This window comes from Geobacillus proteiniphilus (assembly GCF_001908025.1).
In the GTDB taxonomy this organism is placed as follows: Bacteria; Bacillota; Bacilli; order Bacillales; family Anoxybacillaceae; genus Geobacillus; species Geobacillus proteiniphilus.
Genome location: NZ_MQMG01000016.1, coordinates 33,364 through 59,390, shown reverse-complemented (window position 1 = coordinate 59,390; position 26,027 = coordinate 33,364). Strand labels below are relative to the sequence as shown.

The 26,027-nt window shown below is 50.4% G+C and carries 24 protein-coding genes and 3 pseudogenes; 17 read left to right on the top strand and 10 right to left on the bottom strand.

Annotated elements, in window-relative coordinates; genetic code table 11:
• Positions 1-88 precede the first annotated feature (88 nt).
• The 4 genes from BRO54_RS07470 (at position 89) to BRO54_RS07460 (ending at position 2,961) form a co-directional block, all read left to right on the top strand.
• Complete coding sequence (locus BRO54_RS07470; RefSeq protein ID WP_074043578.1) at positions 89-409, top strand: hypothetical protein; 321 nt, start codon at positions 89-91, stop codon at positions 407-409.
• A gap of 257 nt (positions 410-666) precedes the next feature.
• Positions 667-1,641, top strand: a complete 975-nt coding sequence (locus BRO54_RS07465; RefSeq protein ID WP_074043577.1) for an MBL fold metallo-hydrolase — start codon at positions 667-669, stop codon at positions 1,639-1,641.
• Positions 1,619-1,837 (top strand): hypothetical protein, encoded by a 219-nt coding sequence (locus BRO54_RS19435; protein ID WP_139268047.1) that lies wholly within the window; start codon positions 1,619-1,621, stop codon positions 1,835-1,837. Before BRO54_RS07465 ends, BRO54_RS19435 begins: the two co-directional genes overlap by 23 nt.
• Before the next feature lie 146 nt (positions 1,838-1,983).
• The gene (locus BRO54_RS07460) at positions 1,984-2,961 is read left to right on the top strand and encodes a bile acid:sodium symporter family protein (RefSeq protein ID WP_074043581.1); all 978 of its coding nucleotides are present in this window, start codon (positions 1,984-1,986) and stop codon (positions 2,959-2,961) included.
• Positions 2,962-3,141: 180 nt separating this feature from the next.
• On the opposite strand, the pseudogene BRO54_RS07455 reads toward BRO54_RS07460, so the two are convergent.
• The 3 genes and pseudogenes from BRO54_RS07455 to BRO54_RS20990 form a co-directional block, all read right to left on the bottom strand.
• A pseudogene (locus tag BRO54_RS07455) lies at positions 3,142-3,639 on the bottom strand (rhamnogalacturonan acetylesterase); the annotation flags it as partial.
• Positions 3,640-3,801: 162 nt separating this feature from the next.
• The gene (locus tag BRO54_RS07450; protein WP_074043576.1) at positions 3,802-4,857 is read right to left on the bottom strand and encodes an RNA-guided endonuclease TnpB family protein; all 1,056 of its coding nucleotides are present in this window, start codon (positions 4,855-4,857) and stop codon (positions 3,802-3,804) included.
• A 124-nt stretch (positions 4,858-4,981) separates the two neighbouring features.
• Positions 4,982-5,200: pseudogene (locus BRO54_RS20990) on the bottom strand (hypothetical protein); the annotation flags it as partial.
• 99 nt (positions 5,201-5,299) lie between these two features.
• Here BRO54_RS20990 and BRO54_RS07440 point away from each other — a divergent pair.
• The 4 genes and pseudogenes from BRO54_RS07440 to BRO54_RS07420 all read left to right on the top strand — a co-directional run bounded on the left by BRO54_RS07440 (position 5,300) and on the right by BRO54_RS07420 (position 8,497).
• Positions 5,300-6,553 carry a lipase-like domain-containing protein gene (locus BRO54_RS07440; RefSeq protein WP_074043580.1) on the top strand — a complete coding sequence of 418 codons (1,254 nt, stop codon included), beginning with the start codon at positions 5,300-5,302 and terminating at the stop codon, positions 6,551-6,553.
• A gap of 274 nt (positions 6,554-6,827) precedes the next feature.
• Positions 6,828-7,416: pseudogene (locus BRO54_RS07430) on the top strand (Uma2 family endonuclease).
• Between the two features lie 2 nt (positions 7,417-7,418).
• Positions 7,419-7,724 (top strand): 4a-hydroxytetrahydrobiopterin dehydratase, encoded by a 306-nt coding sequence (locus tag BRO54_RS07425; RefSeq protein WP_011231470.1) that lies wholly within the window; start codon positions 7,419-7,421, stop codon positions 7,722-7,724.
• Positions 7,721-8,497, top strand: a complete 777-nt coding sequence (locus BRO54_RS07420) for a 3-hydroxybutyrate dehydrogenase (RefSeq protein WP_074043574.1) — start codon at positions 7,721-7,723, stop codon at positions 8,495-8,497. Before BRO54_RS07425 ends, BRO54_RS07420 begins: the two co-directional genes overlap by 4 nt.
• 53 nt (positions 8,498-8,550) lie before the next feature.
• Here BRO54_RS07420 and BRO54_RS07415 read toward each other — a convergent pair whose 3' ends face one another.
• The 7 genes from BRO54_RS07415 to BRO54_RS07385 form a co-directional block, all read right to left on the bottom strand.
• Complete coding sequence (locus BRO54_RS07415; RefSeq protein WP_074043573.1) at positions 8,551-9,078, bottom strand: YceI family protein; 528 nt, start codon at positions 9,076-9,078, stop codon at positions 8,551-8,553.
• Between the two features lie 332 nt (positions 9,079-9,410).
• Positions 9,411-10,310, bottom strand: coding sequence for a response regulator (locus tag BRO54_RS07410; RefSeq protein ID WP_011231467.1), 900 nt, complete (start codon positions 10,308-10,310; stop codon positions 9,411-9,413).
• Positions 10,311-10,343: 33 nt separating this feature from the next.
• A complete protein-coding gene (locus tag BRO54_RS07405) occupies positions 10,344-11,627 on the bottom strand; it encodes a sensor histidine kinase (protein ID WP_049752170.1) in 1,284 nt (427 codons plus the stop codon).
• 217 nt (positions 11,628-11,844) lie between these two features.
• A complete protein-coding gene (locus BRO54_RS07400) occupies positions 11,845-12,495 on the bottom strand; it encodes an amino acid ABC transporter permease (RefSeq protein WP_074043572.1) in 651 nt (216 codons plus the stop codon).
• A gap of 16 nt (positions 12,496-12,511) precedes the next feature.
• Positions 12,512-13,165 (bottom strand): amino acid ABC transporter permease, encoded by a 654-nt coding sequence (locus BRO54_RS07395; RefSeq protein WP_011231464.1) that lies wholly within the window; start codon positions 13,163-13,165, stop codon positions 12,512-12,514.
• Positions 13,166-13,252: 87 nt separating this feature from the next.
• Positions 13,253-14,098, bottom strand: coding sequence for a glutamate ABC transporter substrate-binding protein (locus tag BRO54_RS07390; protein WP_011231463.1), 846 nt, complete (start codon positions 14,096-14,098; stop codon positions 13,253-13,255).
• 29 nt (positions 14,099-14,127) lie between these two features.
• Positions 14,128-14,856 carry an amino acid ABC transporter ATP-binding protein gene (locus BRO54_RS07385; RefSeq protein ID WP_011231462.1) on the bottom strand — a complete coding sequence of 243 codons (729 nt, stop codon included), beginning with the start codon at positions 14,854-14,856 and terminating at the stop codon, positions 14,128-14,130.
• Between the two features lie 250 nt (positions 14,857-15,106).
• On the opposite strand from BRO54_RS07385, the gene BRO54_RS07380 reads away from it, so the two are divergent.
• The 9 genes from BRO54_RS07380 (at position 15,107) to BRO54_RS07340 (ending at position 26,008) form a co-directional block, all read left to right on the top strand.
• Positions 15,107-16,054, top strand: coding sequence for an aldo/keto reductase family protein (locus BRO54_RS07380; RefSeq protein WP_011231461.1), 948 nt, complete (start codon positions 15,107-15,109; stop codon positions 16,052-16,054).
• 474 nt (positions 16,055-16,528) lie between these two features.
• Positions 16,529-17,557, top strand: coding sequence for a TRAP transporter substrate-binding protein (locus BRO54_RS07375; RefSeq protein WP_011231460.1), 1,029 nt, complete (start codon positions 16,529-16,531; stop codon positions 17,555-17,557).
• 24 nt (positions 17,558-17,581) lie between these two features.
• Positions 17,582-18,181, top strand: coding sequence for a TRAP transporter small permease (locus BRO54_RS07370; RefSeq protein WP_041467879.1), 600 nt, complete (start codon positions 17,582-17,584; stop codon positions 18,179-18,181).
• Complete coding sequence (locus tag BRO54_RS07365) at positions 18,182-19,465, top strand: TRAP transporter large permease subunit (protein ID WP_011231458.1); 1,284 nt, start codon at positions 18,182-18,184, stop codon at positions 19,463-19,465.
• 39 nt (positions 19,466-19,504) lie between these two features.
• A complete protein-coding gene (locus BRO54_RS07360; protein ID WP_041467878.1) occupies positions 19,505-20,563 on the top strand; it encodes a TRAP transporter substrate-binding protein in 1,059 nt (352 codons plus the stop codon).
• A gap of 107 nt (positions 20,564-20,670) precedes the next feature.
• Positions 20,671-21,939: a nickel pincer cofactor-dependent isomerase, group 22 gene (locus tag BRO54_RS07355; RefSeq protein WP_041467877.1), complete on the top strand. Its 1,269-nt coding sequence runs from the start codon at positions 20,671-20,673 to the stop codon at positions 21,937-21,939.
• A gap of 13 nt (positions 21,940-21,952) precedes the next feature.
• Positions 21,953-24,154 (top strand): dihydroxy-acid dehydratase domain-containing protein, encoded by a 2,202-nt coding sequence (locus BRO54_RS07350; RefSeq protein ID WP_011231455.1) that lies wholly within the window; start codon positions 21,953-21,955, stop codon positions 24,152-24,154.
• Between the two features lie 107 nt (positions 24,155-24,261).
• Positions 24,262-25,038, top strand: a complete 777-nt coding sequence (locus BRO54_RS07345) for an IclR family transcriptional regulator (protein ID WP_063192772.1) — start codon at positions 24,262-24,264, stop codon at positions 25,036-25,038.
• Between the two features lie 70 nt (positions 25,039-25,108).
• On the top strand, positions 25,109-26,008 hold the full coding sequence (locus tag BRO54_RS07340) for a fumarylacetoacetate hydrolase family protein (protein ID WP_011231453.1): 900 nt from the start codon (positions 25,109-25,111) through the stop codon (positions 26,006-26,008).
• Positions 26,009-26,027: the final 19 nt, after the last annotated feature.

Below are 26,027 nucleotides of genomic sequence, written 5' to 3'. Positions count from 1 at the left end.
ATCTAATGTTTTCCACGTATGACTTTTTAGAGGCAACGTATGCTAACCGTTGAACGGGAGCTGTCGAGCAAAAGGAGGTGGAGGTACAATGGATCGCTTATTCCGTCTGTTCCGCGTTCAGCGCGGCCGCGGGTTGTGGAATCCATGGTTGGGGGTTGTTAGACGGCGAAGAAACAATAACGCCATTTGGACGCTCGTCAGCGTAAGCTTAGGAGCGGTGGCAGCCGCGATGTTGGGGGCGAGACAAGGAAGACGCATGGCGCCGATGACGCAAGGACCGATGCGAAACGTGATTCGCGGCCTCAACCGCTGGATGAGCCGGCGGATGGGAACGATGCAGCCTGCTGCGGCGGAGTTTGCCGAAGAAATGGCTTCTTGGCAGATCAACGATCAGAAAAATCCAAAATAATGCAATGCAGCCACTCGCGGTATATTGGCTAGTATTTGATCTATCTGTATTATAAGGTTATCTAACAAGGTGTCCCGATTATATGGAGGGGCGCCTTCTTTGCTTTAGCGCAATGGTTTTCAAGGTTGAAAAAAGATTAAGGGTTGTAGCATAATATTTTTGCTAACTAAATATTCAGAAATATAAAATAAAAGTGAGTTGTCCTTGTTGTTTGTGAAAAAAAGAGGTGTTGATGTAAAGAAAAGGGGAGAGAATGGATGACGCAGATTGAAATGGAGCGGATAGGAGATGAAATGTACCGCGTTCCGATCCCGGTTCCGTTTCCGATGAAGTATGTCTATTGTTACGTAGGTCGGGAAACGGATGGATGGAGCATCATCGACGTCGGCTTTCGCTATCCTGAGGCGATTCGCGCCTGGGAAGCAGTGTTTCGGCAACTTGGAATCAAGCCGCGGCACGTTCGCGCCATTTACATCACTCACTTTCATCCGGACCATTTTGGCTTGGCCGGGTGGATGCAACAGCAGACGGAGGCGCCTGTCTGGATCAGCGAGCCGGATTATGCGATGGCGGAACGAGTGTGGGGGGAAGAGAGCGTCCAGGCGTGCGAAGTGGGTGCCATGTTTCGCCGTCATGGCGTGCCGGATGAGTTGGTAACGGACATTGAGGAGAGCATGTGGAAGCTGTCGTTGCGCGTCAGCCCGTTTCCGGTGCTAACCGTTTTGGATCGTTCGGAAATTGTGCTGGGGCAGCGGCGATGGGCGGTCATCCCGGTCCCGGGGCACAGCGATGGATTGATCAGCTTTTATCAGCCGGAATCGCGCCAGCTGCTTGCATCGGACCATGTGCTTGACCGCATCACTCCGAACATTAGTGTATGGCCGGGCGCCCATCCGAACCCGCTCGAGCAATATTTTGCCTCGCTTCGCAAAGTGGAGGAACTGGAGGTGGATGTGGCTCTGCCTGCCCATGGCGCGGTCATTCGCCAATTTCGCGAGCGGATCGGTGATCTTTTCCGCCACCACGAACAACGGTTGCAAAAAATGAAAGCGCTAGCAGGAGCGGGGCGCACCGCCTATGAAGTCGCCCATCGTGTGTTCGGCCATAAGCCATTGACGGCGCACCAATGGCGGTTTGCGGTGGCCGAGACGCTGGCGCATTTGGAATATTTGGTGTCTGTCGGCGAATTGCAAAAAGAGGAGCATCGACATGCGATCATTTATCGGCAATGACCGATGTCCAGCTGTTAGACAGCTGGCTTTTTTGCCCTGTTGTGCGGTTGGTGACTCTAGTCAAAAAGTAGCGGAAGCATGCACGAAAACAGAAAGGCTTGAACCGCTGGAAAGAGCAACGGTTGGTTTGTATGATGTGAAGCGAGGAGAGGTCGTCTTGCCGGCTGAACGGTTAGAGGAAAAAGTGGCGAAATAGCTAAGGAGCTTGGCTGGCCGATCGTTGTCCATCGGTTTTGGCGAAAATTTGTCGCTCCAATGGGGCGATCACGGTGTATAATGGGGAGGTGTAGGCATAGCAAAGGCGAGCACACCCCTTCATGACCAGATTGGGAGATGAAACCGATGTGGCAAACGATCAATCGCCGGCTTGAGAAGACGCTCCCGTTTCTCACGCCGGCGAGTGTGGCGGCAGGCTTATGGCTGTCTGAGGAGTTGCGCGGCTATGCGGCGCTTGTGCCATGGCTGTTTGCGTTTATGACGTTTAGTGGAAGTTTGCGGCTACGTTTGGCTGATTTGAAACAGGCATTCATCCATCCCGGCCCGATTGCCGCAGCATTATGTTTGCTTCACCTCGTCATCCCGCTTTGGGCGTTTGGGCTTGGGCATCTGTTTTTTGGCAGCGATCGGTTGACGGTGATCGGATTTGTGTTGGCAGCGGCCATTCCGACCGGGGTGACGAGCTTCATCTGGGTGTCGATCGGACGGGGAAACTTGGCGTTGGCGCTGTCCGTCATTTTGATTGATACGTTTTTGTCGCCGGTCGTTGTGCCGTTGACATTGCTTTTGTTCGCTGGGAGCGCGGTTGAGATCGATGTTTGGCAGATGATGCTCGGGTTGTTTTTTATGATCATTTTGCCGTCGCTAGGCGGCATGTTCGTGAGCGAACGGCTGTCCAATCAGGTGAATGAACGGCTTGCCATGGTATTGTCGCCGTTTTCCAAATTGGCGCTCGTGCTTGTTGTCATGATCAACAGTGCGGTCGTCGCGCCCCATTTCGGGCATGCAAGCGGCCGATTGCTGTTTATGGCGCTTCTCGTCTTGGTGATCGCAAGCTCCGGCTATTTTCTTTCTTGGATGGCCGCCCGTTGGCTCAAATTTGCCCCGGCGGACATCATCGCGTTGACGTTTACCGGCGGGATGCGCAACATCAGCGCCGGCGCGGTGCTCGCGATGACGTATTTTCCGCCGGCCGTCAGCGTGCCGGTCGTTCTCGGCATGCTGTTTCAACAAGTGCTCGCGTCCATATACCATCGCTTGCTGGAAAAAACGTATCATTTGTCGTCCGGTGGACAAACGCCTTCTATCGGCAGCGCCCGGTAGGCAGCGAGGGCAAGTGATACACTGGGCATCGGCAACATCCGACGGGAATGAGAGGTAAAAAAAGACGCCCATCCTAGCTTGGATCGGGCGGGCCTTGGGTGAAAGGCAAAAGGGGTCACTGCCGGCGTCATGACGTTTCGTAGATGAGCTAGTGCGGCTAAGGGCCAGGAACCGCCCGGTTTAGCGGCTTCGCACAGGTTCTTGTCCCAGTGAACGGATCAGGTGGCGGCCGAGGGGGAGGTTGAGCTCCATAATCCCCTCGACGACTAGCCGGGCGATTTCTTTCGCTCCTCGTTTGTGAAAATGCGTGTTGTCTTTGATTCCGTGCGGATAATTTGCATGCTCGCCGGGCGCAAGCCATAGAAACAACTGTTTCGTTTGTTCCGGGCCGAGCTGTTCAAACCGTTGTCTGCTTTTTGCCGTCAAATCGATGACGGGAACGTGCTCTCTCTCCCCAAGCGCCTTCATGGCCGCAGGATAAAGTCCATGCGAGTTGAGCGCTCGTCCGTCGGCAGAAAAGCGCCGCCGCTCGACCGGAGTGATGAGGACAGGGGTTGCTCCTTTCGTGCGGGCGCCGTCAATATACCGTTTCAAGTATGATTGGTAGGAGGTGAATGGTTCGGTGTAGCGCGCCGGATCGTTCACCTTTTCATCGTTGTGGCCGAATTGGATGAACAATTGACACTCCACACGCCTAAAGGGCGTGGGATTCTTGGGTCGCTCACGTCCTCATCCATTTCTGGTTCGGACCACGCCCAAGATCAGGGGTGTGTCATCACCCCGTCCCATCGGGTTAAGATGTACCCCGATGGGCGGCGCACCTGTGACCAGTGCGCTAGGTTAGGAGGCGAAGCCCGAAATCGCTTTGGCGATGTTGATGGCCCCGTTCAAGTCGGCGTGGATGGTGTATCCGCATTTTTTACACTGAAAGTGGATGCCATTGCGATTTCCCTTTTCCCGATGTCCGCATTTACACGTTTGGCTCGTGTAGGTCGGCTTCACCCACTCCACCCGAATGCCCGCCATTTCCGCTTTATAGGCGATCATCGTTTGCAGTTGGTGGAACGCCCAAGCATGAAGGCTTCGCCCCGCTTCTTTGGCCGATTTTGCCCGCTTGCGAATCCCCGTCAACGCTTCCATCCGAATCACGCCAACACCGTTGGCGAGGGCAAAACGGACGATTTGACGGCTGATTTTGTGGTTTCGATCCTTCATCCAGCGGGACTCTTTACGGCCGATTTTGCGAATCATATGGAGCTTCTTCGCTTTGCCTAACTTTCGCCGCAAAGCCGCATATCGTCGGCGAATGAAGGCGCATTGGCTCCCTTTGAAAAACAACGATTTCGTTCCCACGCTGGCAACGGCGATATAGCGAAGCCCAAGGTCAACCCCCATCACCTTTGTTTCGTGTCGCGGCTCCACTTCAAATGTGATCGCGATAGCCAAGTACCATTTCTTTCTCTTTTTGTAGAGCTTGGCCGCCCCTTGTTTGGCGGTTCCATTGATCAGCCGATTCAGCCACGCTTCCTGATAGGGGCGCGTGACCACCGGCACACCGACTCGCTTCTCTAATGTTGGGAATGAAACGGTGTAGAACTCTCCTTTCTTTTCCACCTTCACGTTTTGATTGTTAAAGCAACACCATAATGTTCGAAACTTCTTTGTTTTCTGGTTTTTCTTTTGGGACTTCACTTCTCGAATCGTTTGATTCACGACGGCGGAAGGAAACCGCTGCGACGAAAACGCTTTAAATAGTTTGCTCGTCGCTTGATTCAGCTCGGGATGATTCAACAGCCAATTCGCAAACGATGTATTCACTTCTGTCATCCGTTCGTACATGTCTTGTTTGACTTTCGTTGGGTTGTGCAGCTCCAGCCTTAGTGTGATCGTGGGCATGGATTCACCTCCTTGTGGCGATTTCAGGATACCATTTTTTTCAGAATCATTCAATATTCAGAAAACGGCTCGCTTTCATCCCACCCCTCAAGGAGTGGGCTTTCTCGCTCGCAGGTCTGTAAAGAAAAATATCGATCGAAAAGACAGAGGGAAAGGGCCATTTCGGGAACGTATACAGCCCTTTTCCCACAAAATACAAATCCAAATACGTACCCGCCCAAGACGCGAGCAGCGCTGAAGCCATGTAGGCGCGGCGGCTAGCGCGCGTGAAAGAAAGCGTTTTTGGTGATGATCGCCAGTTCCATTTTTTCGAGCGTTTCTTTTCATATAGGAACCCCGACAATTGCAGGGGTTGAAGGGCCTTGGTCTTATGTATAAAATATTCTGGTAATTCAGAATGAAAAGATTTCGGCCTATTGAAGGAAAGGAGAGGGAGAACATGATGAAATGCTGTCGGCGTGTTGCCCTTGTGTTGCTCGGATTATGGTTTGTGTTCTGCATATCTGTTCTGGGAGGGCGAGCTGAAGCGGCGGCTTCGCGAGCCAACGATGCGCCGATTGTACTTCTCCACGGGTTTACCGGCTGGGGAAGAGAAGAAATGTTTGGGTTCAAGTACTGGGGCGGCGTGCGCGGCGATATCGAACAATGGCTGAACGACAACGGTTATCGAACTTATACGCTGGCGGTCGGCCCGCTCTCGAGCAACTGGGATCGGGCGTGCGAAGCGTATGCCCAGCTTGTCGGCGGGACGGTCGATTATGGGGCAGTCCATGCGGCAAAGCACGGCCATGCGCGGTTTGGCCGCACCTATCCCGGCCTGTTGCCGGAATTGAAAAGGGGTGGCCGCATCCATATCATCGCCCACAGCCAAGGGGGGCAGACGGCCCGCATGCTTGTCTCGCTCCTAGAGAACGGAAGCCAAGAAGAGCGGGAGTACGCCAAGGCGCACAACGTGTCGTTGTCACCGTTGTTTGAAGGTGGACATCATTTTGTGTTGAGTGTGACGACCATCGCCACTCCTCATGACGGGACGACGCTTGTCAACATGGTCGATTTCACCGATCGCTTTTTTGACTTGCAAAAAGCGGTGTTGAAAGCAGCGGCTGTCGCCAGCAATGTGCCGTACACAAGTCAAGTATACGATTTTAAGCTCGACCAATGGGGACTGCGCCGCCAGCCGGGTGAATCGTTCGACCATTATTTTGAACGGCTCAAGCGCTCCCCTGTTTGGACGTCCACAGATACCGCCCGCTATGATTTATCCGTTCCCGGGGCTGAGAAGTTGAATCAATGGGTGAAAGCAAGCCCGAATACGTATTATTTGAGCTTTGCCACAGAACGGACGTATCGCGGAGCGCTCACAGGCAACTATTATCCCGAACTCGGAATGAATGCATTCAGCGCCGTCGTATGCGCCCCGTTTCTCGGTTCGTACCGCAATGCGACGCTCGGCATTGACGACCGCTGGCTTGAGAACGATGGCATCGTCAATACGTTTTCGATGAACGGACCAAAGCGCGGATCGACCGATCGGATCGTGCCGTATGACGGGACAATAAAAAAAGGGGTTTGGAATTATATGGGAACGTACAATGTCGATCATTTGGAAGTCATCGGCGTTGACCCGAATCCGTTGTTTGATATCCGTGCCTTTTATTTGCGCCTTGCCGAGCAGTTGGCGAGCTTGCAACCTTAAAACTAGTATTTTGCGAAAAAAGCCATCTCGATCGGATGGCGCTTTTTTTTGTGAACATTCATGCGCCTTGGTTGGTCATTTTCATGCCCGGGTGGAGAACAAACGCTGTTCATGAACTTTTCTGTGAATATGCACGTTCCTTTAACTTTCAGTTTCATGTCGGGGTGAAAAACGAAAAATGGTTTATGGATGTTTTTGGAGAACAAGCAGCTGATTGGTATGACGGCCGCGGATATCCGATGGTATAATAGAGGCAAAGCTAGCGGATGGAGAAATGGACTTGAAACCGCCCGGGCATCCAAACGAGCGGTATACGTATCAAGATTATGCCAAATGGGACGGACGGTGGGAGCTGATCAACGGGGCGCCCTATAGCATGGCACCGGCCCCTTCGTTTGTCCATCAGGCCATCGTTGGTGAATTGCAGGTCGCCTTGCGATCATTTTTTTTACGAAAAAGGGTGCGCGGTTGTCATGGCGCCGTTTGATGTGCGGCTCGATGAACAGGCCGACTATGAACAGGCCAAGCATGTCGTGCAGCCAGACATTTCCGTCATTTGCGATAAAAGCAAAATTGGCAACCAAGGATGCGATGATCCGCCTGATTTGGCCGTGGAAGTGCTGTCGTCGAGTACCGCGCTGAAAGACCGGAATGACAAATATAAGCTGTACGAGCAGCTAGGTGTCAAGGAATATTGGATCGTGGATCCGCTGCATCGAACGGTGGAAGTGTACGGCCGCGTCGAAAAAGGGTATGAGAAGCGGAGCGTCTTTGGCGAAGGCGATGTGCTCGTCTCGTTTTTGTTCGCTGATTTGACGGTTTCGCTGGCTGGCATATTTCAAAATATAGAGGGTGAGGGATAAAGGTGCGGTTAACGGAAGAGGAAGTGCAAGCGCTGCTTGAAAAAGCGGACGGCTGGAAGCTGGCCGATGAGCGGTGGATTGTGAAAAAATACCGTTTTCAAGACTACTTGCAAGGAATCGAGTTCGTTCGGCGAATCGCCGCGATTTCGGAAAACGCAAACCACCACCCGTTCATTTCGATCGACTACAAGCTTATTACAGTGAAACTGTCCTCATGGCGGGCGAAAGGGCTGACGAAGCTCGATTTTGACTTGGCGAAGCAGTATGATGAGGTGTATAACCAGATGAAGCAGGGGGAAGGGGAATGATGGAAAAGCGAGTGGCACTCATCACGGGAGCGGCGCGGGGGATTGGCTATGAAGTGGCGAAAACGTTGGAGGCGAGCGGCGCGAAGGCTGTACTCGTTGACCTGGGGCAGGAAGAGGTCGAGCGGGCCGCTGAGTCGCTGCGGCAGGCGGGGTACGAGGTCATCGGGGTGAAGTGTGACGTGACGGTTGAGGAAGAAGTGAAGCGGGCAATCAGCGAAGCGGTCAATCGTTGGGGGCGGCTTGATATTGTCGTGAACAACGCAGGTTTGCAATATGTCGCCAACATTGAAGAGTTTCCAACCGAGAAGTTTGAGCAGCTCATCCGCGTCATGCTCATCGGCCCGTTTTTAGCCATCAAGCATGCATTTCCCATTATGAAAAAGCAACGATATGGCCGCATCATCAATATGGCGTCGATCAATGGATTGATCGGGTTTGCCGGGAAGGCGGCGTACAACAGCGCGAAACATGGAGTCATCGGTTTAACGAAAGTGGCAGCGCTAGAAGGAGCGCCGTACGGCATTACCGTCAACGCGTTATGTCCGGGTTATGTCGATACCGAGCTTGTCCGCGGCCAGCTCGCTGATTTAGCGGCGACAAGAAACGTGCCGCTTGAGAAAGTGCTCGAGGAAGTGATTTACCCGCTCGTGCCGCAACGGCGGCTATTGTCGACCGAAGAAATCGCCCATTACGTTCTCTTTTTGGCGGGGGAACAAGCCAAAGGCATCACCGGCCAGGCGGTCGTGATCGATGGCGGGTATACGGCGCAATGAAGCGCAATAAGCCCTTAGCCTCGCAAATGGCTAAGGGCTTATTGCTTGGTCGTTCAGCTGAGAGCGAATTCAAAGCTCGCGAGGATTTTGACTTCTTTCCCGACGAGGAATCCGCCGGTTTCGAGCGCGACGTTCCATACCAACCCGTAGTCTTCACGATTGATGGTTCCTTCGACATCAAAACCGACCGAGATGCCGCCGGTGAGCGGGTTTTTCACTTGGCCGTTGTACTCGACTTTGAACGTTTCCGTTCTCGTCACGCCGCGGATCGTCAGCTTCCCGGTCACTTCATATTCCGTGTCGGAAAGCTTGCGCACGGATTCACTGACAAACGTAATGGTTGGATAGTTCTCGACATCGAAAAAGTCGGCCGAGCGGAGATGATTGTCGCGGTCGGCGTTTTTCGTATCGATCGAGGCGGCGTCGATCGTCGCTTTCACTTTCAGCGACTCGAGTTCGTTGATGTCGCCTTGCACCTCAACGTCAAAGTTGGTGAATTCCCCTTTCGCTTTGGAGATCATCATATGTCTCACTTGGAAGGCGACAGAGCTGTGCGCTTTGTCGAGTTGAAAGGTCGTCATGGTTCTCCTCCTCTTGTTCACGTAATGATCACATCATTATCATAGCAAACATATATCTCGAATTCAAATATTTTTTATTAAAGTTTTTATTGGCGTGGAGAACAGACGCCCATCCATGAGAATATGGAACGGTGGACGGAAAGGGAGAAAAAAGATGAATGAACTTGGCATTTTAACGAAAATTGAACAGCAAATTTTAGAAGGCTGGTGATTTAACAGGAAGCGCAGCTTCATCATACCTCGTTTCAAATTGGGAAACCTTATAAAACGTTGCTCTTCTTCGCATCCGAGGATCGCCGATTGAAAAGAAATAGCTATTTTTTACCAGCCTTTTAGACGCGTTTCAGCTCGAGAAAAAAAGCCGTTAAAAACTTCCGCACATTCATGCGGCACTCCGTCTCGCTTTGACCTCGTTCGAGTTCCTTCATCCGCCGGCGGATGTCAGCAAAATCAAACAGCCTTGGAGCGAAATGTTCAAACGTCGGGTTCGTGTAGTCAGTCAAGCCGAGGGAAGCGAGATGGGTGAACGCCTGCAAGACGAGCCGACGGATGCGCTGCTCCATCGCCCGCGCTTCCTTGGCCGTTTCAGTCGGGGACAGGCCGTATTCCCGCTGGACGAGTTCTGCATACAGTTCTTTCAGCGGCGGCAGTTCGCGGACGGGAAGGCCTTTCGCTTCCTGTTCTGCCAACCAGCGCACAACAAGAAGCACGTCCGCGCTGCCCGCTTCACCGGCGACACCAAGAAGAAGCAGAAGCTGTTGCGCCTGTTGCTCAATGGCGGACGGTTTGGAGACGGCGGCATCGGCCGTTTGCGTCTCAAACCCTTTGAGCACTTGGCGGATCGACTCGAGCGAGCGGACGGCGGACATGTGATCGGCGACGCGTTTCAGCACGGACAGCACTTCATAGCGATTGATCGGTTTTTGAATGTAGGTGTCAATGCCATGCAAGTACGCTTGGCCGATCATTTCTTTGTTTTCCACTTGTGAGATCATGATGAATGTCCCCATAAACCCTTCTTGGCGCAACGCTTTGATCGTCTGAATGCCATCACGCCCTGGCATTAATAGGTCGATGAGCACCACGTCAACGTGAAGCAAGTCGGCAGCGCGGACGTTCAAACCGTCTTCGGCGCAGCCGACGACTTCGCCGAGCCCTGATTCGTTAATCAATTTTTCTAACATCTTTCTTACCACTGGATCGTCTTCGATCAAGAAAAAATGGAGTCCCATCCCCCTTGTTCTCCCCTTTCCTCTTCATGGCGTTCAGACAGGGCGTTCATCCCGCGGCTGCATGGGCGGATGTTCTTCTTGATTGGCTTCGTTGTGGAATGAGTCGGTTGCCATCGATTTGTCCTGCAGTAAGCGAGATGTCGGCACGGCAAGGCGAAACACCGTCTGCCCCGGCTCGCTTTTGACGAGCTGTAGATGCCCCCCAAGTGTTTGGGCGATATCCCGTGCATGGGTAAGACCGATGCCTGTTGACGGATTGCCTTGGCGGTCGTATTTTGTTGTGAATCCGGGCTGAAAAATCCAGGCGATGTCATCAGCCGCAATGCCGGGGCCGCTATCTTCCACTTCGATGATCAATTCGGTTCCTTCAAGGCGTGTGCGCAGACAGATGGCCCCACTTTCGCCAATCGCCTCGACGGCATTGGATACTAAGTTATTGAGTACGGAAAGAAGTGGATACAGTTGGTCGGTCATGAGATCGATATGGCCGTTGTACGAAAATGTGATCGTTTTTCCGGATAAGTTGGCGTATTTTTCATTGGCGCGAATGACCATGGCGCACAGTTCGGCAATCGAAATGCGCCCGCGCACCGATTGGCGGCCGATGAGCTTAGAAAGGCCGGCGAAAATGCGCTGCATATCTTTTTTCGTCTCGTGAATATGTTCGGCAAGCTCCAGGGCGACGCGCGGTTCAACGTGTTTTCTTTCGATCAGCCGCGAGTAAAGGTCATAGCTTTGGCGCGTCATGTCTTCCATGAGAGCCATTGATTTTTGCAAGTAAAACATTTCTTCGTATAATCCGCTGCTCACCATAATGAGCCGCTCGAGTTCTTGCTTTCTCGCTTCAGCGAGCGAGCGGACATGCTTCGTCACCCACATATTGTAAACGCCAATAACGCAGAAACTGCGCAAAATGGCGAATAACCATAAGACGATGACTGTTTGGCCGCTGAAGGCAAACGGCTCGCCCATCCAATACCGGATCCCTAGTTCACAGGCGTTAGCAAAAAAGTCGAGCGCCGCTCCAACCGCTCCAGCCCGAATCGGTGCGGCCATTCGATGGCGAAAACGAACGGCAGCCGCCATCGCTGAAAAGCTGATATAATACCCGGCTGCCGGAATGTGGGTCAGCACACTTTCTGAAGCGGACATTTCGCCCGTCAATGAGTCAAGAAAGACGCGAAACCCGACGACCACCGCGCCAGTGCTTGCGCCGATGACGAGCGGGGGAAGAGAAGTAAAGGCGACAAGCCCGAGAAAAAAGACGGCGCTGCCGAGTGAGACGCGAAAAGGGCTGTCAAACGGATTCATTTTCATTTCGCCCAGAAACGCGGTAGCAGAAAGCAAAAGCAAAAGAAGCCAAAGCGGTTCTTTTTTCGCTGGTGTCAGTGGACGTCACCGCCTTTGCGAAGGTCATGGCCTAATCTATAATTCTATTATATAACAGGAAAGCGAAAACAACGGATCTTTTTTAACGAAAAGAGATGGCAAGAAAAAACCGTATGCCCCGGCTGAAGAAGGGGATACGGTTCCATCACCGCTGACGGTATTCCAACCGGCGAGATAATAACGACAGCGAATAGTTGACGATAAAGTACATGAACGCCACAAGAATGAAGATCGGGATGACAAAATTGACGTTGCGGCCGTTAATGATTTGCGCATGGTTCATCAATTCCGGCAAGGAAATGACAATGGCGAGCGATGTATCTTTCAATAAGGAAATAAACTGGCTGACGATCGGCGGCACCATGCGCCGCAATGCTTGCGGCAAAATGATGTACCATAGCGTCTGCATATACGTGAGCCCCGATGAGCGAGCCGCTTCGATTTGCCCTTTATCGATCGACTGCAGGCCGCTGCGGACAATTTCCGATAACATGGCCGATTCAAAAATCACCAAGGCCGAAATGGCGGCGTACATTTTATCAAGCTTTAATCCGACTTCCGGAAGGGCGAAATACGTAAAGAAAATGATTAATAACAGCGGCAAATTCCGGATCGTTTCGACCAGCACGGCCAGCAATTGGGAAAGCACCGGGATTTTCGTATAGCGAATGACCCCGATGATAATGCCAAAGACAAAACTCAAGACAATCGAAATGAACGCCACTTCCAATGTGACGAGAAACCCTTGAAGCAAAAACTTCAAATGGGCGGGCGCGTAAGCACCGGCAAAATCCATCATTTGGCCTCCTTTCCTACCGCGCCTTGAGCAACCGGCGCTCTAAGTAGCCGACGCCAAGGCTGAGCGGGATCGTTAAGACGAGGTAAAACAAGGCGACGAAAATATAAACGTCAAAGGTGACGAACGTTTTCGAGGAAATCAAGTCGCCGTAATACATTAAATCCAATCCGGCGATGACGCCAAGCACCGAAGAGTTTTTCACCAAGTTGATGAACTGGTTGCCAAGCGGCGGAATGACGATTTTCACCGCCTGCGGCAAGATGACGTAACGCATCGCCTGTAAGTAGGTCAACCCGGAGGAACGGGCCGCTTCCATTTGTCCTTTCGGAACGGCTTGAATGCCCGAGCGGATCGCTTCGGCGATAAAAGCAGCGGTATACACCATCAGTCCGAGCGTTCCGGCGGTAAACGAGTCAAACCGGATGCCGACGGCGGGCAAGCCCATAAAAAAAACGAAAACGATCAACACAAGCGGGATGTTGCGGATAAATTCCACGTACGCCGTTCCGACCCAATTGAGCGGGCGAATCGGCGCGATGCGGAAAATGGCGATGATGGTCCCCAGGGCCAAGCTGCCGATCAGCGCCAGCACGCTGGCCTTGATCGTATGGCCAAACCCTTGCATATACAAATCCCAATGTTCAACTAAAATAGAATAGCGCAACAAGGCTAAACGCCTCCTTTCCTCGCTGACTCATGGCCTGTCCTTTGGGCAAACAGGTGGGCGGATATGTTCCGCCCACCGTTTCGCCTGTTATTGTTGCGGCTTTTTGCCGATCCATTTTTCGTAGATCTTATCGTATTCGCCGTTTTCTTTAATTTCTTTCAAGTATTCGTTGATGACTTGCAACAGTTCTTTGTCTCCTTTGCGGACGGCGATGCCGTACGGTTCTTCGGTGAACGTTTCATCAAGGACGCGATAGTTCGGATCTTGTTTCGCCATGCCCCAAAGCAGCGCGTTGTCGGTGGTCAGCGCATCGCCTTGGCCGGCTTTCAACGCTGTAAACGCTTCCGCGTAGTTTTCAAATTCAAGCACGTTGACCTGCGGCGCGACTTTGCGGATGTTTTCCGCCGATGTCGAACCTTTCGCTGTCAGAACGGTCATTCCTTTTTTCAAGTCTTTCACGCTGTTGATCGGGCTGTCTTTTTTGACGAGCAGCGATTGCCCGGCCATAAAGTACACATCCGAGAAATCCACTTCTTTTTTCCGTTCCTCGGTGATCGTCATTGTCGCGATAATGGCATCAATTTCCCCGTTGTTCAGCATCGGGATGCGCGTTTTTGACGTCACTTCTTTCAATTCAATTTTGTTTTCATCGCCGAGAATTTTTTTCGCCAATCCTTTGGCAATATCGATGTCAAATCCTTCGACTTTTCCGGTTTCCGGGTTTTTCAACCCGAATAAGTTCAAATCATATTTGACGCCAACGATGAGTTTGCCGCGTTGTTTAATTTTTTCAAGCGTATTGGTCGCTTTGGCGGTTTCTGACGATGTTCCGCCTTCTCCTTTGTCCGTTGTGCTGCAGCCCGTTAAAGCAACAGCGCTCAATAAGGCAGTCAAGGCGACGGCTATCCACCATTTCCATGCTTTCTTTCTCATGAGAAAAAACCCCCTTTGATTGACCGGAATTAATGGTTTAAAATGCGGCTTAAAAAGACGCGAGCCCGTTCTTCTTTTGGCGCCGCGAAAAACTCCTCAGGCGGCGCTTCTTCTAAAATGCGGCCTTGATCCATAAAGACGATGCGGTCGGCCACTTCGCGGGCGAATCCCATTTCGTGGGTGACAACGACCATCGTCATCCCTTCTTTCGCCAGCTGCTTCATGACATCCAACACTTCGCCGATCGTTTCCGGGTCGAGTGCTGATGTCGGCTCGTCAAACAGCATGATTTTTGGTTTCATCGCCAATCCGCGGGCGATGGCGACGCGTTGCTGCTGGCCGCCGGACAGCGCGGACGGATAGGCGTTCGCTTTGTCCGGAATGCCGACTTTCTCCAAGTAATACATGGCGATCTCGTTCGCTTCTTTTTCGGACATGCCGAGCACTTTGCGCGGCGCCAACGTGATGTTTTGCAAGACGGTCATGTGCGGGTATAAGTTGAAATGTTGAAACACCATGCCGATATTGCGCCGCAGTTCGTTAATGTTGATGTGTTTGTCGTTCACTTTGACGCCGTCGACGATCAGTTCGCCGCTTGAGATCGTCTCGAGCCGGTTGATGCAGCGCACAAGCGTGCTTTTGCCCGACCCTGACGGCCCGATGATGACGACGACTTCCCCTTGGTTGATCGTCAAGTTAATGTCTTTCAACACATGAAAATCGCCGTAGTATTTGTTGACTTGGTGGAAATAAATCAATAGCCCCCCTCCTTTGTGACAAATTTGTGAATGTTTTTCGAATTGATTGTAAATACGCGTCTACGAAAATCTACGGGAATCTACAAAAAATTTTGTGAACCGGTTGAAAAAAGACGATGATGGACGCAAAGGAAGTAAAGTCATTTTTTGAATAGTAAGGCAAATCTCTTTGCAAATCAGCGACCGATGATTATAATGAGGACATGAAGAATTTGGCATTGATTGCCGTCAAAAGGAGAGGGGAGCGAAAGTGAAGTATCGAAAACTCGGCCGCACGGGGCTGAAAGTCAGTGAGATTAGTTTAGGCAGCTGGCTTACATACGGCAATTCTGTGGAAAAAGAAACCGCGATCCGCGTCATTGACAAGGCGTACGAACTTGGCATCAACTCGTTTGACACAGCCAACGTCTACGCGCGCGGGGAAGCGGAAAAAATCGTCGGCGAGGCGCTGCGCAAATATCCGCGCGAATCGTATGTCATTGCGACGAAAGTGTTTTGGCCGATGGGCGACGGCCCGAACGACCGCGGCCTGTCGCGCAAGCATGTGTTTGAGCAGCTCCATGCGAGCTTAAAGCGGCTGCAACTCGATTATGTGGACATCTACTATTGCCACCGCTATGACAAAGAGACGCCGGTCGAGGAAACGCTGCGGACGATCGATGATCTCGTCCGCCAAGGAAAAGTGCTGTATGTCGGCGTGAGCGAATGGACGGCCCAGCAAATTCAAGAGGCGCTCGGCGTGGCTGACCGCTACTTGCTCGATCGGATCGTGGTCAACCAGCCGCAATACAATATGTTCCACCGCTACATTGAAGACGAAATCATCCCGGTGTGCGAACAAAACGGCATCAGTCAAATCGTCTTCTCGCCGCTCGCGCAAGGGGTGCTGACCGGCAAATACAAACGAGGTCAAGCGTTGCCGGCTGACAGCCGCGCCGCTGATCCAAGAGCGAATACGTTTATCCAAGGATTGTTGAACGACGAGATTTTAACGAAAGTTGAGCAGTTGGAAAAGGTCGCAGCTGAGCTTGGCATTACGTTATCCCAGCTCGCGCTCGCTTGGGTGCTGCGCCAGCCGAACGTCGCCAGCGCCTTAATCGGCGCCAGCCGCCCGGAACAAGTCGAAGAAAACGTCAAGGCGGTCGATGTCGTGCTCAGCGAAGATGTGCTCGAGAAAATTGAGGGGATTTTGGCGTAACAGGGCAATGAGCCATTCTCCCGAAGATGAGGTTTGCGTCGGGAGGATGGCGTTTTTTATAGCTGTTGGTTGTGTTTGGGCGGGCTTTTTCTCTTGTAGGCACTTACCTTTGTTGGAATAAACAGCATCATTGTACAGAAATAAGGGTAAATTTCATTTTATATATTGACTGTTCAGAAAATTTTAATTAACATAAAAATATCAGGCCTGATGAACTACATTGATAAACGTTGTTTTATAATATAAAACATTCTTCGCGAGGCGTTTTTAATTTTTCGCTGTTTTTAAAACTGAGTTCTACTATGTCAAACCACGTGATTTTAGCTTTTTAATCTCCCAACGTGTGAAAGCGGGTTCAGAAATTCGTTTTTTTGAAAGTGTTTTCTGAAAACGCTTAATCCCTAAATTAAGTAGTTAGTCCTCATATTTTTTCTAAATAAAAAACTAAGTGTTGTAAAAGGAGTTGATGGTATTATGAGACGAATGGTGGTTTTTTCTGCGATCTTATCCTTGTTGCTTCTGTTGCTTTCCGGCTGCGGGAGCTCCGGATCCAAATCAACGACCGGAGGAAAAACGGGTGGAACTAGAGTAATCAAGGTGGCCAACTACTTTGCCGAAAGTCATCCACAAAATGTTGCGTTGCGTGAAAAGTTTAAAAAGATCGTTGAGGAGAAATCCGGCGGCAGTCTTAAGGTCGAGATTTATCCCAATAGTGCTTTAGGGGCAGAGCAGGAGTTTTACAACGGCGTTCGCAATGGCACGATTGAAATGGGGATTCCGGGGTTGATTATGCAAAATGACATCCCAAAAATGGGGGTTCCTGAGTGGCCGTTCTTATTCAAAGACTTTGAACATGTTAAAAAAGTGCTGAATGGTCCGATCGGGAAAGAAATCACCGCAGAGCTTGAGACGAAACACGGTGTTGTTCCCTTGGCGTGGAGTGCAAATGGATTCCGAATGTTTTCTTCGAATAGAACGATCGACTCAATCGACGATTTTAAAGGATTGCGTCTGCGGATGCCTAACATCCCAAACTATATTACGATTGGAAAATTGCTAGGAGCTAACGTCACACCATTGCCGATTTCGGAAGTGTTCACTGCTTTAGAGCAAAAGGTGGTAGATGGGCAAGATAACCCAATTGCGACATTGCGGGCTTCCGGATGGTACGAAGTTCAAACAGATGTATTAGAGTCGAAGCATATGTTTAGCCCAAATGTATATGTGGTCAATAAAAAGTTTTGGGATAGCCTGACGGACGAACAACGGAAAATCATCCAAGAAGCAGCTAAAGAGGCAGCCAACTATGAATTTGAGCTGATGGAAAAAAGTTACGAAGAAGACAAGAAGTTTTTGCAAGAGCATGGTATTAAATTCACCACTCCTAGCGATGAGTTTGTCAAGCAAATGGAAGAAGCCGTGCAGCCGCTGTATGACGAGCTGTTCAAAAAATATGATTGGGCTGAAGACTTGTATAAGAGAATCAAAGCAGAGGCGGAATAAGACAAGTCAAAAGTCAAAAGGGTGATGGAATTGTTCAAAAAGGCAGGAAAATTTTTGGATGGTGCTCTGAATGTATTGATGGCCTCGACGCTTGCTTTCATGTGTATTTTAGTATTTGGCAATGTCGTGCTCCGCTATGGGTTTAACTCCGGCATCACCTGGTCGGAAGAAATGTCGCGCTTTCTCTTCATTTGGATGTCGTTTCTTGGAGCCATTGGTGCTTTGAAGGACAATGACCATCTAGGCGTCGACACATTGGTGAGAAAGCTGCCGACCGGCGCCAAGCGCATCGTGTTTGTCATCAGCAACGCCATCGTGCTTTACGTGCTCTATTTGCTGTTTGACGGAAGCTGGAAAATTACGCTCAGCAGCGTCGGAAGCCGGGCTCCGGCGACCGGGCTGTCCATGGCGTTCATCTACGGAACCGGGCTTGTCGTCAGCATCGGGATGGGCCTCATCATCTTGGTTCATCTGTATCAGGCGCTGTTTCGCCCCGGGGCGATTGACGAGTTGACGAGAATGAAAGAATCCGAGGAAGAAATCATGGCGGCCGCTCCAGTGCAACACGAAGCGACAGAACTGGCGCTCGGGCGAAAGCAAGGCGCCGCTGGAGGTGAGCGGTAGATGGCGTTAGTCGTCTTTATCGGGTCGCTTTTAGGGGTCATGGCGCTCGGGATGCCGATCGCGTTTGCGCTGCTTGTCAGCGGCGTTGCTCTCATGTTTTACTTGAATATTTTTGATACGCAAATCATCGCGCAAAATTTAATCAGCGGCGCGGACAGCTTTCCTCTGATGGCGATTCCGTTCTTTATGCTCGCTGGGGAGCTGATGAACGCCGGCGGCATTTCGAAGCGGATCATCCGCTTTGCCATGGCGCTTGTCGGCCATATCCGCGGCGGGCTCGGATATGTGGCGATCATCGCAAGCGTGCTGTTTGCCGGTTTGTCGGGGTCGGCGGTGGCCGATACGGCGGCGCTTGGGGCCATTCTCATCCCGATGATGGTGAAAGCCGGATACAACCGCAACCGGTCGGCCGGCCTCATCGCCGCCGGCGGCATCATCGCGCCGATCATTCCGCCGAGCATCCCGATGATCATCTTTGGGGTGACGAGCGGCGTGTCGATTACGAAACTGTTTATGGCCGGCATTGTTCCGGGGATTCTGCTTGGGATTTCTTTGGCGGTTTGTTGGTGGTGGGTGACCCGGAGAGATCAAGTGGACGTGCTTCCGCGCCAATCGGCGAAAGACATTTGGCGGGCGACCCGCGAGGCGTTTTGGGCGTTGCTGCTGCCGGTGATCATCGTCGGTGGGCTGCGCGGAGGAGTGTTTACGCCGACCGAGGCGGCGGTGGTGGCCGCGTTTTACGCGTTGATTGTCGGCTTGTGCATTTACCGTGAGCTGAAAGTGAAAGACTTGTTTCACGTGCTCGTGGCCGCGGCGAAAACGACAAGTGTCGTCATGTTTTTGGTGGCAGCCGCCATGGTGTCGGCCTGGCTCATTACGGTCGCCAACATTCCGGCGATCGTCACGGACGTGCTCGCGCCGCTCATCGATCATCCGCTGGCGCTGCTGCTGGCCATTAACGCCTTGGTGCTGCTTGTGGGGACGGCGATGGATTTGACGCCGACGGTGCTCATTTTGACGCCGGTGTTGATGCCGATTATTCAAAAAGCGGGAATCGACCCGGTGTACTTCGGGGTGCTGTTTATCCTGAACAACTGCATCGGGCTGCTCACGCCGCCGGTCGGCACGGTGCTGAACGTCGCCTGCGGGGTCGGGAAAATCAGCATGGAAGACATTATGAAAGGAGTTTGGCCGTTTTTGCTTGTGGAAACGCTCCTGTTGCTTTTGTTGATTTTCTTCCCGTCTCTTGTGACCGTGCCGCTCGGATGGTTTACGGGCAGTTGATGAATATTCTTATTAAATATTAAGGGGGTTGCGAGGGCTATGAAAAAAAGAAATGTGATCAGAAAGATAATGACTGGCTGCATAGCTATGGGCTTGCTTTTCCTGACCGCGTGCAGTTCAGGAACGACTCAAGGGGGAAATACCGACAAGACCGAATCGAAAGGAATTCAACCACGAGTGATTAAAGCCGGGATTGGCCTAAACGAAGACCATCCCCAAGGACAAGGTTTGCTTAAGTTCAAGGAAATTGTCGAGCAGAAAAGCGGTGGCAAACTGAAAGTCCAAACGTATTTCAGTGCCACTTTGGGTGATGATTTAAAAATGACCGAGGCGCTTCAAGGCGGAACGCAAGAAATTACGATCCCATCGACTTCACCGCTTGTTGGGATGATCAAAGAGTTTGGTATTTTCGATTTTCCGTTCCTCTTTAATACACCTGAAGAAGCTGACGCCATTTTAGACGGGCCAATCGGTAAAAAATTATTGGAAAAGTTGCCGGAACATGGGCTGATTGGACTTGGCTACTGGGAAAACGGATTCCGGCACGTAACAAACAGCAAACATGCCATCAAGACAGCCGACGATTTTAAAGGATTAAAGTTGCGGACGATGCAAAATGAAGTGCATATTGATGCGTTTAAAGCGCTTGGCGCCAATCCGACGCCAATGCCTTTCTCGGAAGTGTTCACAGCGTTGGAAAGCAACACAATTGATGGTCAGGAAAATCCATTGGCAACGATTAAGTCAAATAAGTTTTACGAAGTACAAAAATATTTGAGCTTGACCAAGCACGTTTACACTCCATTCGTGTTCCTTGTCAGCAAGAAGTTTTGGGATCAGTTATCGCCTGAAGAACAAAAGATTTTACAAGAGGCTGCAATCGAAGCCGGAAAATATCAACGTCAACTGAGTCGGGAAGAAGATCAAAAGGCATTGGAAGAGTTGAAAAAGACAGGTATAAACATCAATGAAGTCAGCGATCAAGAACGTGAAAAAATGGCTGAAATCATTAAACCTGTCGTTGAGAAATACGCGAAAGAATTTGGTGAAGATCTTGTGAATGAACTGTACAGCGAATTAGATAAAGTACGGCAGTGAAAACAATAGGCCGACAGTTGAGAGGAGGGGGCAATGAGCGTTTGCCCTCTTCCTTCCGAAATGCACTGAGGATTAAGCGATCAATTAGAGATCGAGGGAAGATACAGATGAAAATCATTAATGATATGCTCAAAAATATTCCCATTCCTAAAATGATAAAGGTAAGGCAAAATTTTTACGCCCCGGAAATTGCCGATGTCCCTAAAGCAGTTCATCAGAGCATCAACCAAGCAGGTGTTTTGGAACGGATTTCCCCGGGCGACCAAGTCGCTATCGCTGTTGGAAGCCGGGGCATTGCCGATATCTCGGTGATTGTCCGGGAAGTCGTAAATGCGGTAAAGCAAGCGGGGGGCATCCCGTTTATCGTGCCGGCGATGGGAAGCCACGGAGGGGCGACAGCGGAAGGACAGAAAGAGGTACTCGCTCATTTAGGGGTAACAGAAGAATTTGTCGGGGCGCCGATTCACTCGAATATGGATGTTGTTGAAGTGGGGAGGCTGGACAACGGATTGCCGGTCTACATAGACAAACTCGCTTATGAGGCAGACAAAATCATTGTCATCAATCGAGTTAAGCCCCATACGGCGTTTCGCGGACTGGTGGAAAGCGGATTAATGAAAATGATTACGATCGGGCTCGGCAAGCAAAAAGGGGCGGAAGCAGCCCATCAGTACAGTTTCAAATACATGGCCCGGCACGTAGTCGATATGGCGAAGATTGTGATTCAACAAGCGCCGATTATTTTCGGTGTCGCTGTGTTAGAAAATGCCTACGACCGTCCCGCCAAAATTGTAGCAGTGCCAGCCGAGCAGTTTGAAACGGTGGAACCTGAACTGTTGGTTGAGGCGAAATCGCTCATGCCGAGAATCATGTTTAACCCAATTGATGTGCTTGTCGTCGATGAAATTGGAAAAGATATTTCCGGTGACGGGATGGACCCGAACATTACAGGAAGGTACGCGACCCCTTATGCGAGCGGCGGTCCGGACGTCACACGAATCGTCGTGCTGGGCCTGTCAGAAAAAACGGATGGCAATGCTAATGGAATCGGCTTAGCCGATATTACAACAAAGAAAGTGAAAGAACAGATCATTTGGGAAAAAGGTTTTGCAAACGCCTTGACAAGCACTGTCGTTTCTGTTGTCAAATTGCCGATGTTTTTGGAAACAGAAGAGCTGGCGGTGAAAGCAGCGATCAAAACATGCAATGCGTTTGATCTCAAAAAGGTGAGAATGGTCAGAATCAAGAATACGCTGGCGCTTCGAGAGATTTGGATTTCTGAAAGTCTTTTAGATGAAGCGCGCCAAACAGAAGGGATAGAGATTTTGTCGGCGCCGATGGAGATGGATTTTTCAAGCGAACAAACATGGGGATGAGGGGAGATTCATAATGCCAGCGGTTGTTTATCCACGAATTGAAAGCCAGGTCAACCCATACCGGGATAATGTGCAAGGAAAGGCTAATGAGCCGATATGTGTCGCTGGGCTGCTTGACCGTTCGAAGCAAATTTTAGGTTCCGAGTTAAAGGGGATGCAACCAGATTGGACGCTCGAGGAAATTTACGATCGGTTGCACCATAACGCTCCGCGGATTGCGATTATCGGTGGCTCATCAGACCACCCGGCGCACATTATGGATTATCAGACGATCGCTCGAGCAGCGATTCGCATTTGGCAAAACGGAGGTGTGCCGTTTCAGTTTTCAACACCGGTGATGTGTGATGGAACGGCGCAGAGCAACCAAGGGATGAGTTATTCGTTGCAAAGCCGCAACGCCGTAGCACAAATGATCGTCAACCAGCTGGAAGCGCACAGCTATCACGGAGCGTTTGTCATCCAAGGATGCGACAAGCAACCGCTTGGAGTAGTCAGCGCGTTGGCACACCTTGACCGCGTTCGTCGGGAGCGGGGAGAGCCGCCTTTCTTCGCTACGTTTGCACCCGCACATGTGTTAAAAGGAGGAACGATTCCTCCTAAGTTATATGCCGAACTGGAGGAGGTTGCCCGTAGAGCGGAGTTGGCAGGTGAAGAAGATATTGCCTACGATTTGCGGGATGCATTATCGTACATTTTGCAGTGTTCTTCTAATACGGCTTTTCAAGGAGTTCTCGAACGGGCGAGAGGGAAAGGAATTATCACAAAAGAACAACACGAAGACTATGAAAAACGGCTAGCCGTAGCGACATGCGACAGCCAAGGAGGAGTGTGCGCTTTTAATGGGACTGGCAACAGTTCGCGGCATTTGATTGCTGGGTTAGGATTAATTCATCCTGCCTTGGAATTATTGACCGCCCCGCCGACGCAGGAGCAAGTTAATGCTGCCTTAGATAGCTTGGCGCTTTTAATGAATGATCCGGTGTACGGGGTAGCCAATATTATGGCGGCGAACATTAAAAACGCGATTCGCATTCACAGCGCTACCGGTGGATCGACAAACATTATGATGCATATTGTTGCGGCGATGCTTTATGGTGGATATCAATTTGACTTATGGGAGTATGACAATATCCATCATGAAGTGCCGGTGCCCGATTTATTTGATTACAGTTTAACGGAAGGACGAGACATTTTTGCATTAGCGATTCAATGTTGCAGCGGGAAAATCAGAGGGATGGAAACGGTATTCCACGAATTACTAAGCAATGGGGTGCCGATGGATGTCGATGCCCCGACCGTTACGGGGACGACGTGGAGAGAAAGACTTTCTGTCAATCAGGAACAGTTGCCCGCTGAAAACGTCAAAAACAATCCAATCATCTTGTCCAAGCCGAGACGACCATTCAGTGGTGTTGATGTTTTGTCGGGGAACTTCTTTGAAAGTGCGGTTGTCAAAATCAGCGGTATGTCGACAAAGCAAATCGATGAGTTTGACAAGAAAGTGGCCTTTGTCTTGTATTACGAAAACGAGGATGAGGCGAATCAAGGGCTGCTTGATGTTCACTTGTTGGAAAAGCTAAAGCACAGCCGTTGTTTCCAACATCAAAGCTTATTGGCTGCATTGCAGCACAATGCTCCGCACTTGTTTGACGAATGGAAAGACCGAGAATATGATGATTTGTTTGATGCAATGGCCAAAGAAGGTGTGTTGAAAATTGCAGTGGTTATTGCCGGCCAAGGGCCGGAGGCGTTCGGAATGCCGGAGATGTTTACCCCGATGCAACATATTAACGCAAATCGGCAATTGAAACGGATCGCGACTTTGATTAGTGATGGACGATATTCAGGCGTCACATACGGAGCGGCCATCGGACATATGACTCCTGAGGCCATCCGCGGCGGGGGAATTTTGTACTTGAAAACAGGCGATCTTTTATATATCGGGCTTCGCGAGCGGAAAATTGAATTCGTGAATGAATGGTTGTTCCAAAATGGAAAGCTGGTATTCGAGTTTGAAAGTGTGAAACAAGAGAGAGCGGAAATAGCCAATCAACGCATGGCCAACATGCGCCAACGGCAACGGCGCATCGCGGCGAGCAACCGGTTGATCGGGCATACCGATGCTGCCCATGGGGTTGTCCCGCTCCATATTGCCGAAGAGGCGGTATATGATTACAAAAAGGATGTCGTTCTTCCGACAGTAAAAAAAATATAAAGGGTGGACCAAAGGGATTCGTGCTTTTCACCCTCACGTATTATAATAGAACTATAGCTGATTTCCTAACATGATGCATAAAACTTCTAGAGAAGAGGGTGAAGGCATTGCCATTGATTCAAGCTGTGGACCGTGCTCTCCGTATTTTAGATTTATTTGACGAGTATGAGACAGAGCTTAAAATTACCGATATCAGCGAACGGATGCAGCTTCATAAAAGCACGGTGCATTCACTGTTGAAAACGTTGCAACACCACCATTATATTGAACAAAATCCAGAAAACGGGAAATATCGACTCGGGATGAAGTTGTTTGAACGTGGGAACTTAGTCATCCGTCATCTCGATATTCGCTCTGTTTCCAAAAAGCATTTGATTGATCTTTCTATCAAAACGGGGAACACGGTCCATTTAGTAATTCTTGATGGTAAAGAAGGAATCTATATCGATAAAGTCGAAGGAACATCGGGGACGGTATTGTATTCAAGAATTGGACGGAGGGTTCCGATTCACAGCAGTGCGGTCGGGAAAGCGCTCGTCGCCTTCAAAAGCGAGAAAGAGCTGAAAGAACTTTTGCGAGGGTATGTGTATAAACGACATACCGCCAATACCATTGCAAGCGAGGAAGAATTTCTTCAGGAGCTCGAGCGGGTGCGAAGCAACGGTTATGCTTTAGACAGAGAGGAAAACGAGCCGGGCATCACCTGCGTCGCTGTTCCTGTCCGTGACCATTCAGGGAATGTCATTGCGGCGATCAGCATATCCCAGCCTTCCGCTAAAGTGGACGATCTTGTCCTTAATACGGAAATTCGTCTGCTTCAAAGCGCCGCTGAACAAATTTCACGAGAAATGGGATACGTTCAGCACGGACATCTCTCTGTCTAAACTGTGCGATTTCTTTTTGACAATATGATAAAACCTAGTTTTTTAATATAAAACGATAGGGGAGAGGACTATGAGAATTATCCGCTATATTGAAGATTCGCACGTTGTATTGGCTGCCATGACGGACGATCGTACTATATATCCACTGCCATTTGCCGATTTAATGGATGTCGTCCGCGAGGCCAAGAAGAATCAACTGTCCGTTTTTTGCTACATTCAAACCATAATCAGTGGGAAACAGGGGGTGAAAAAAGAATTAGCCGAATTGCATCTTCTCGTTCCCATCGTCGCTCCTGAAGTATGGGCTTCCGGAGTCACGTATGAGAAAAGTCGGGATGCGAGGAACTACGAAACATCTGAAAAAATAGACGGTCAAGAGACGTGCTATGACCGGGTGTACCATGCAGAAAGGCCGGAAATCTTCCTTAAATCTACTGCTGCCCGTACAGTAGGCCCGAATGACCCCGTTTATTTGCGCAGCGACTCAAATTGGCAAATCCCTGAGCCCGAACTCGGATTGGTGATCACCGGAGAAGGGGAAATCGTAGGATATACGATTGGAAACGACATGAGTTGCCGAGACATCGAGGGAGAAAATCCATTATACTTACCGCAGGCAAAAATATGGAAACATTCGTGCGCCATTGGACCGGCGATCCGATTAGCGGAGACAGTGGAAGACCCATATAACTTGCAAATTATTTGTCGCATTTACCGCAACGACCAACTTGTTGTTGAGGAAAGTGCCAATACAAGACAGTTGAAAAGAAGATACGATGAGTTAGTGTCTTTCTTGCTTCGCGACAATAAGGTGTTTGACGGCACAGTATTATTGACAGGAACATGCATTGTTCCACCGAATCAGTTCACGCTTGAAGACGGGGATCGAATTGAAATTGAGGTTCCTGAGATCGGGGTGTTATCCAATCCAGTAAAATCGCCGGTAAAACAAACTATTGCTAATAAATAAAAGAGGGAGTGGGAGAAAA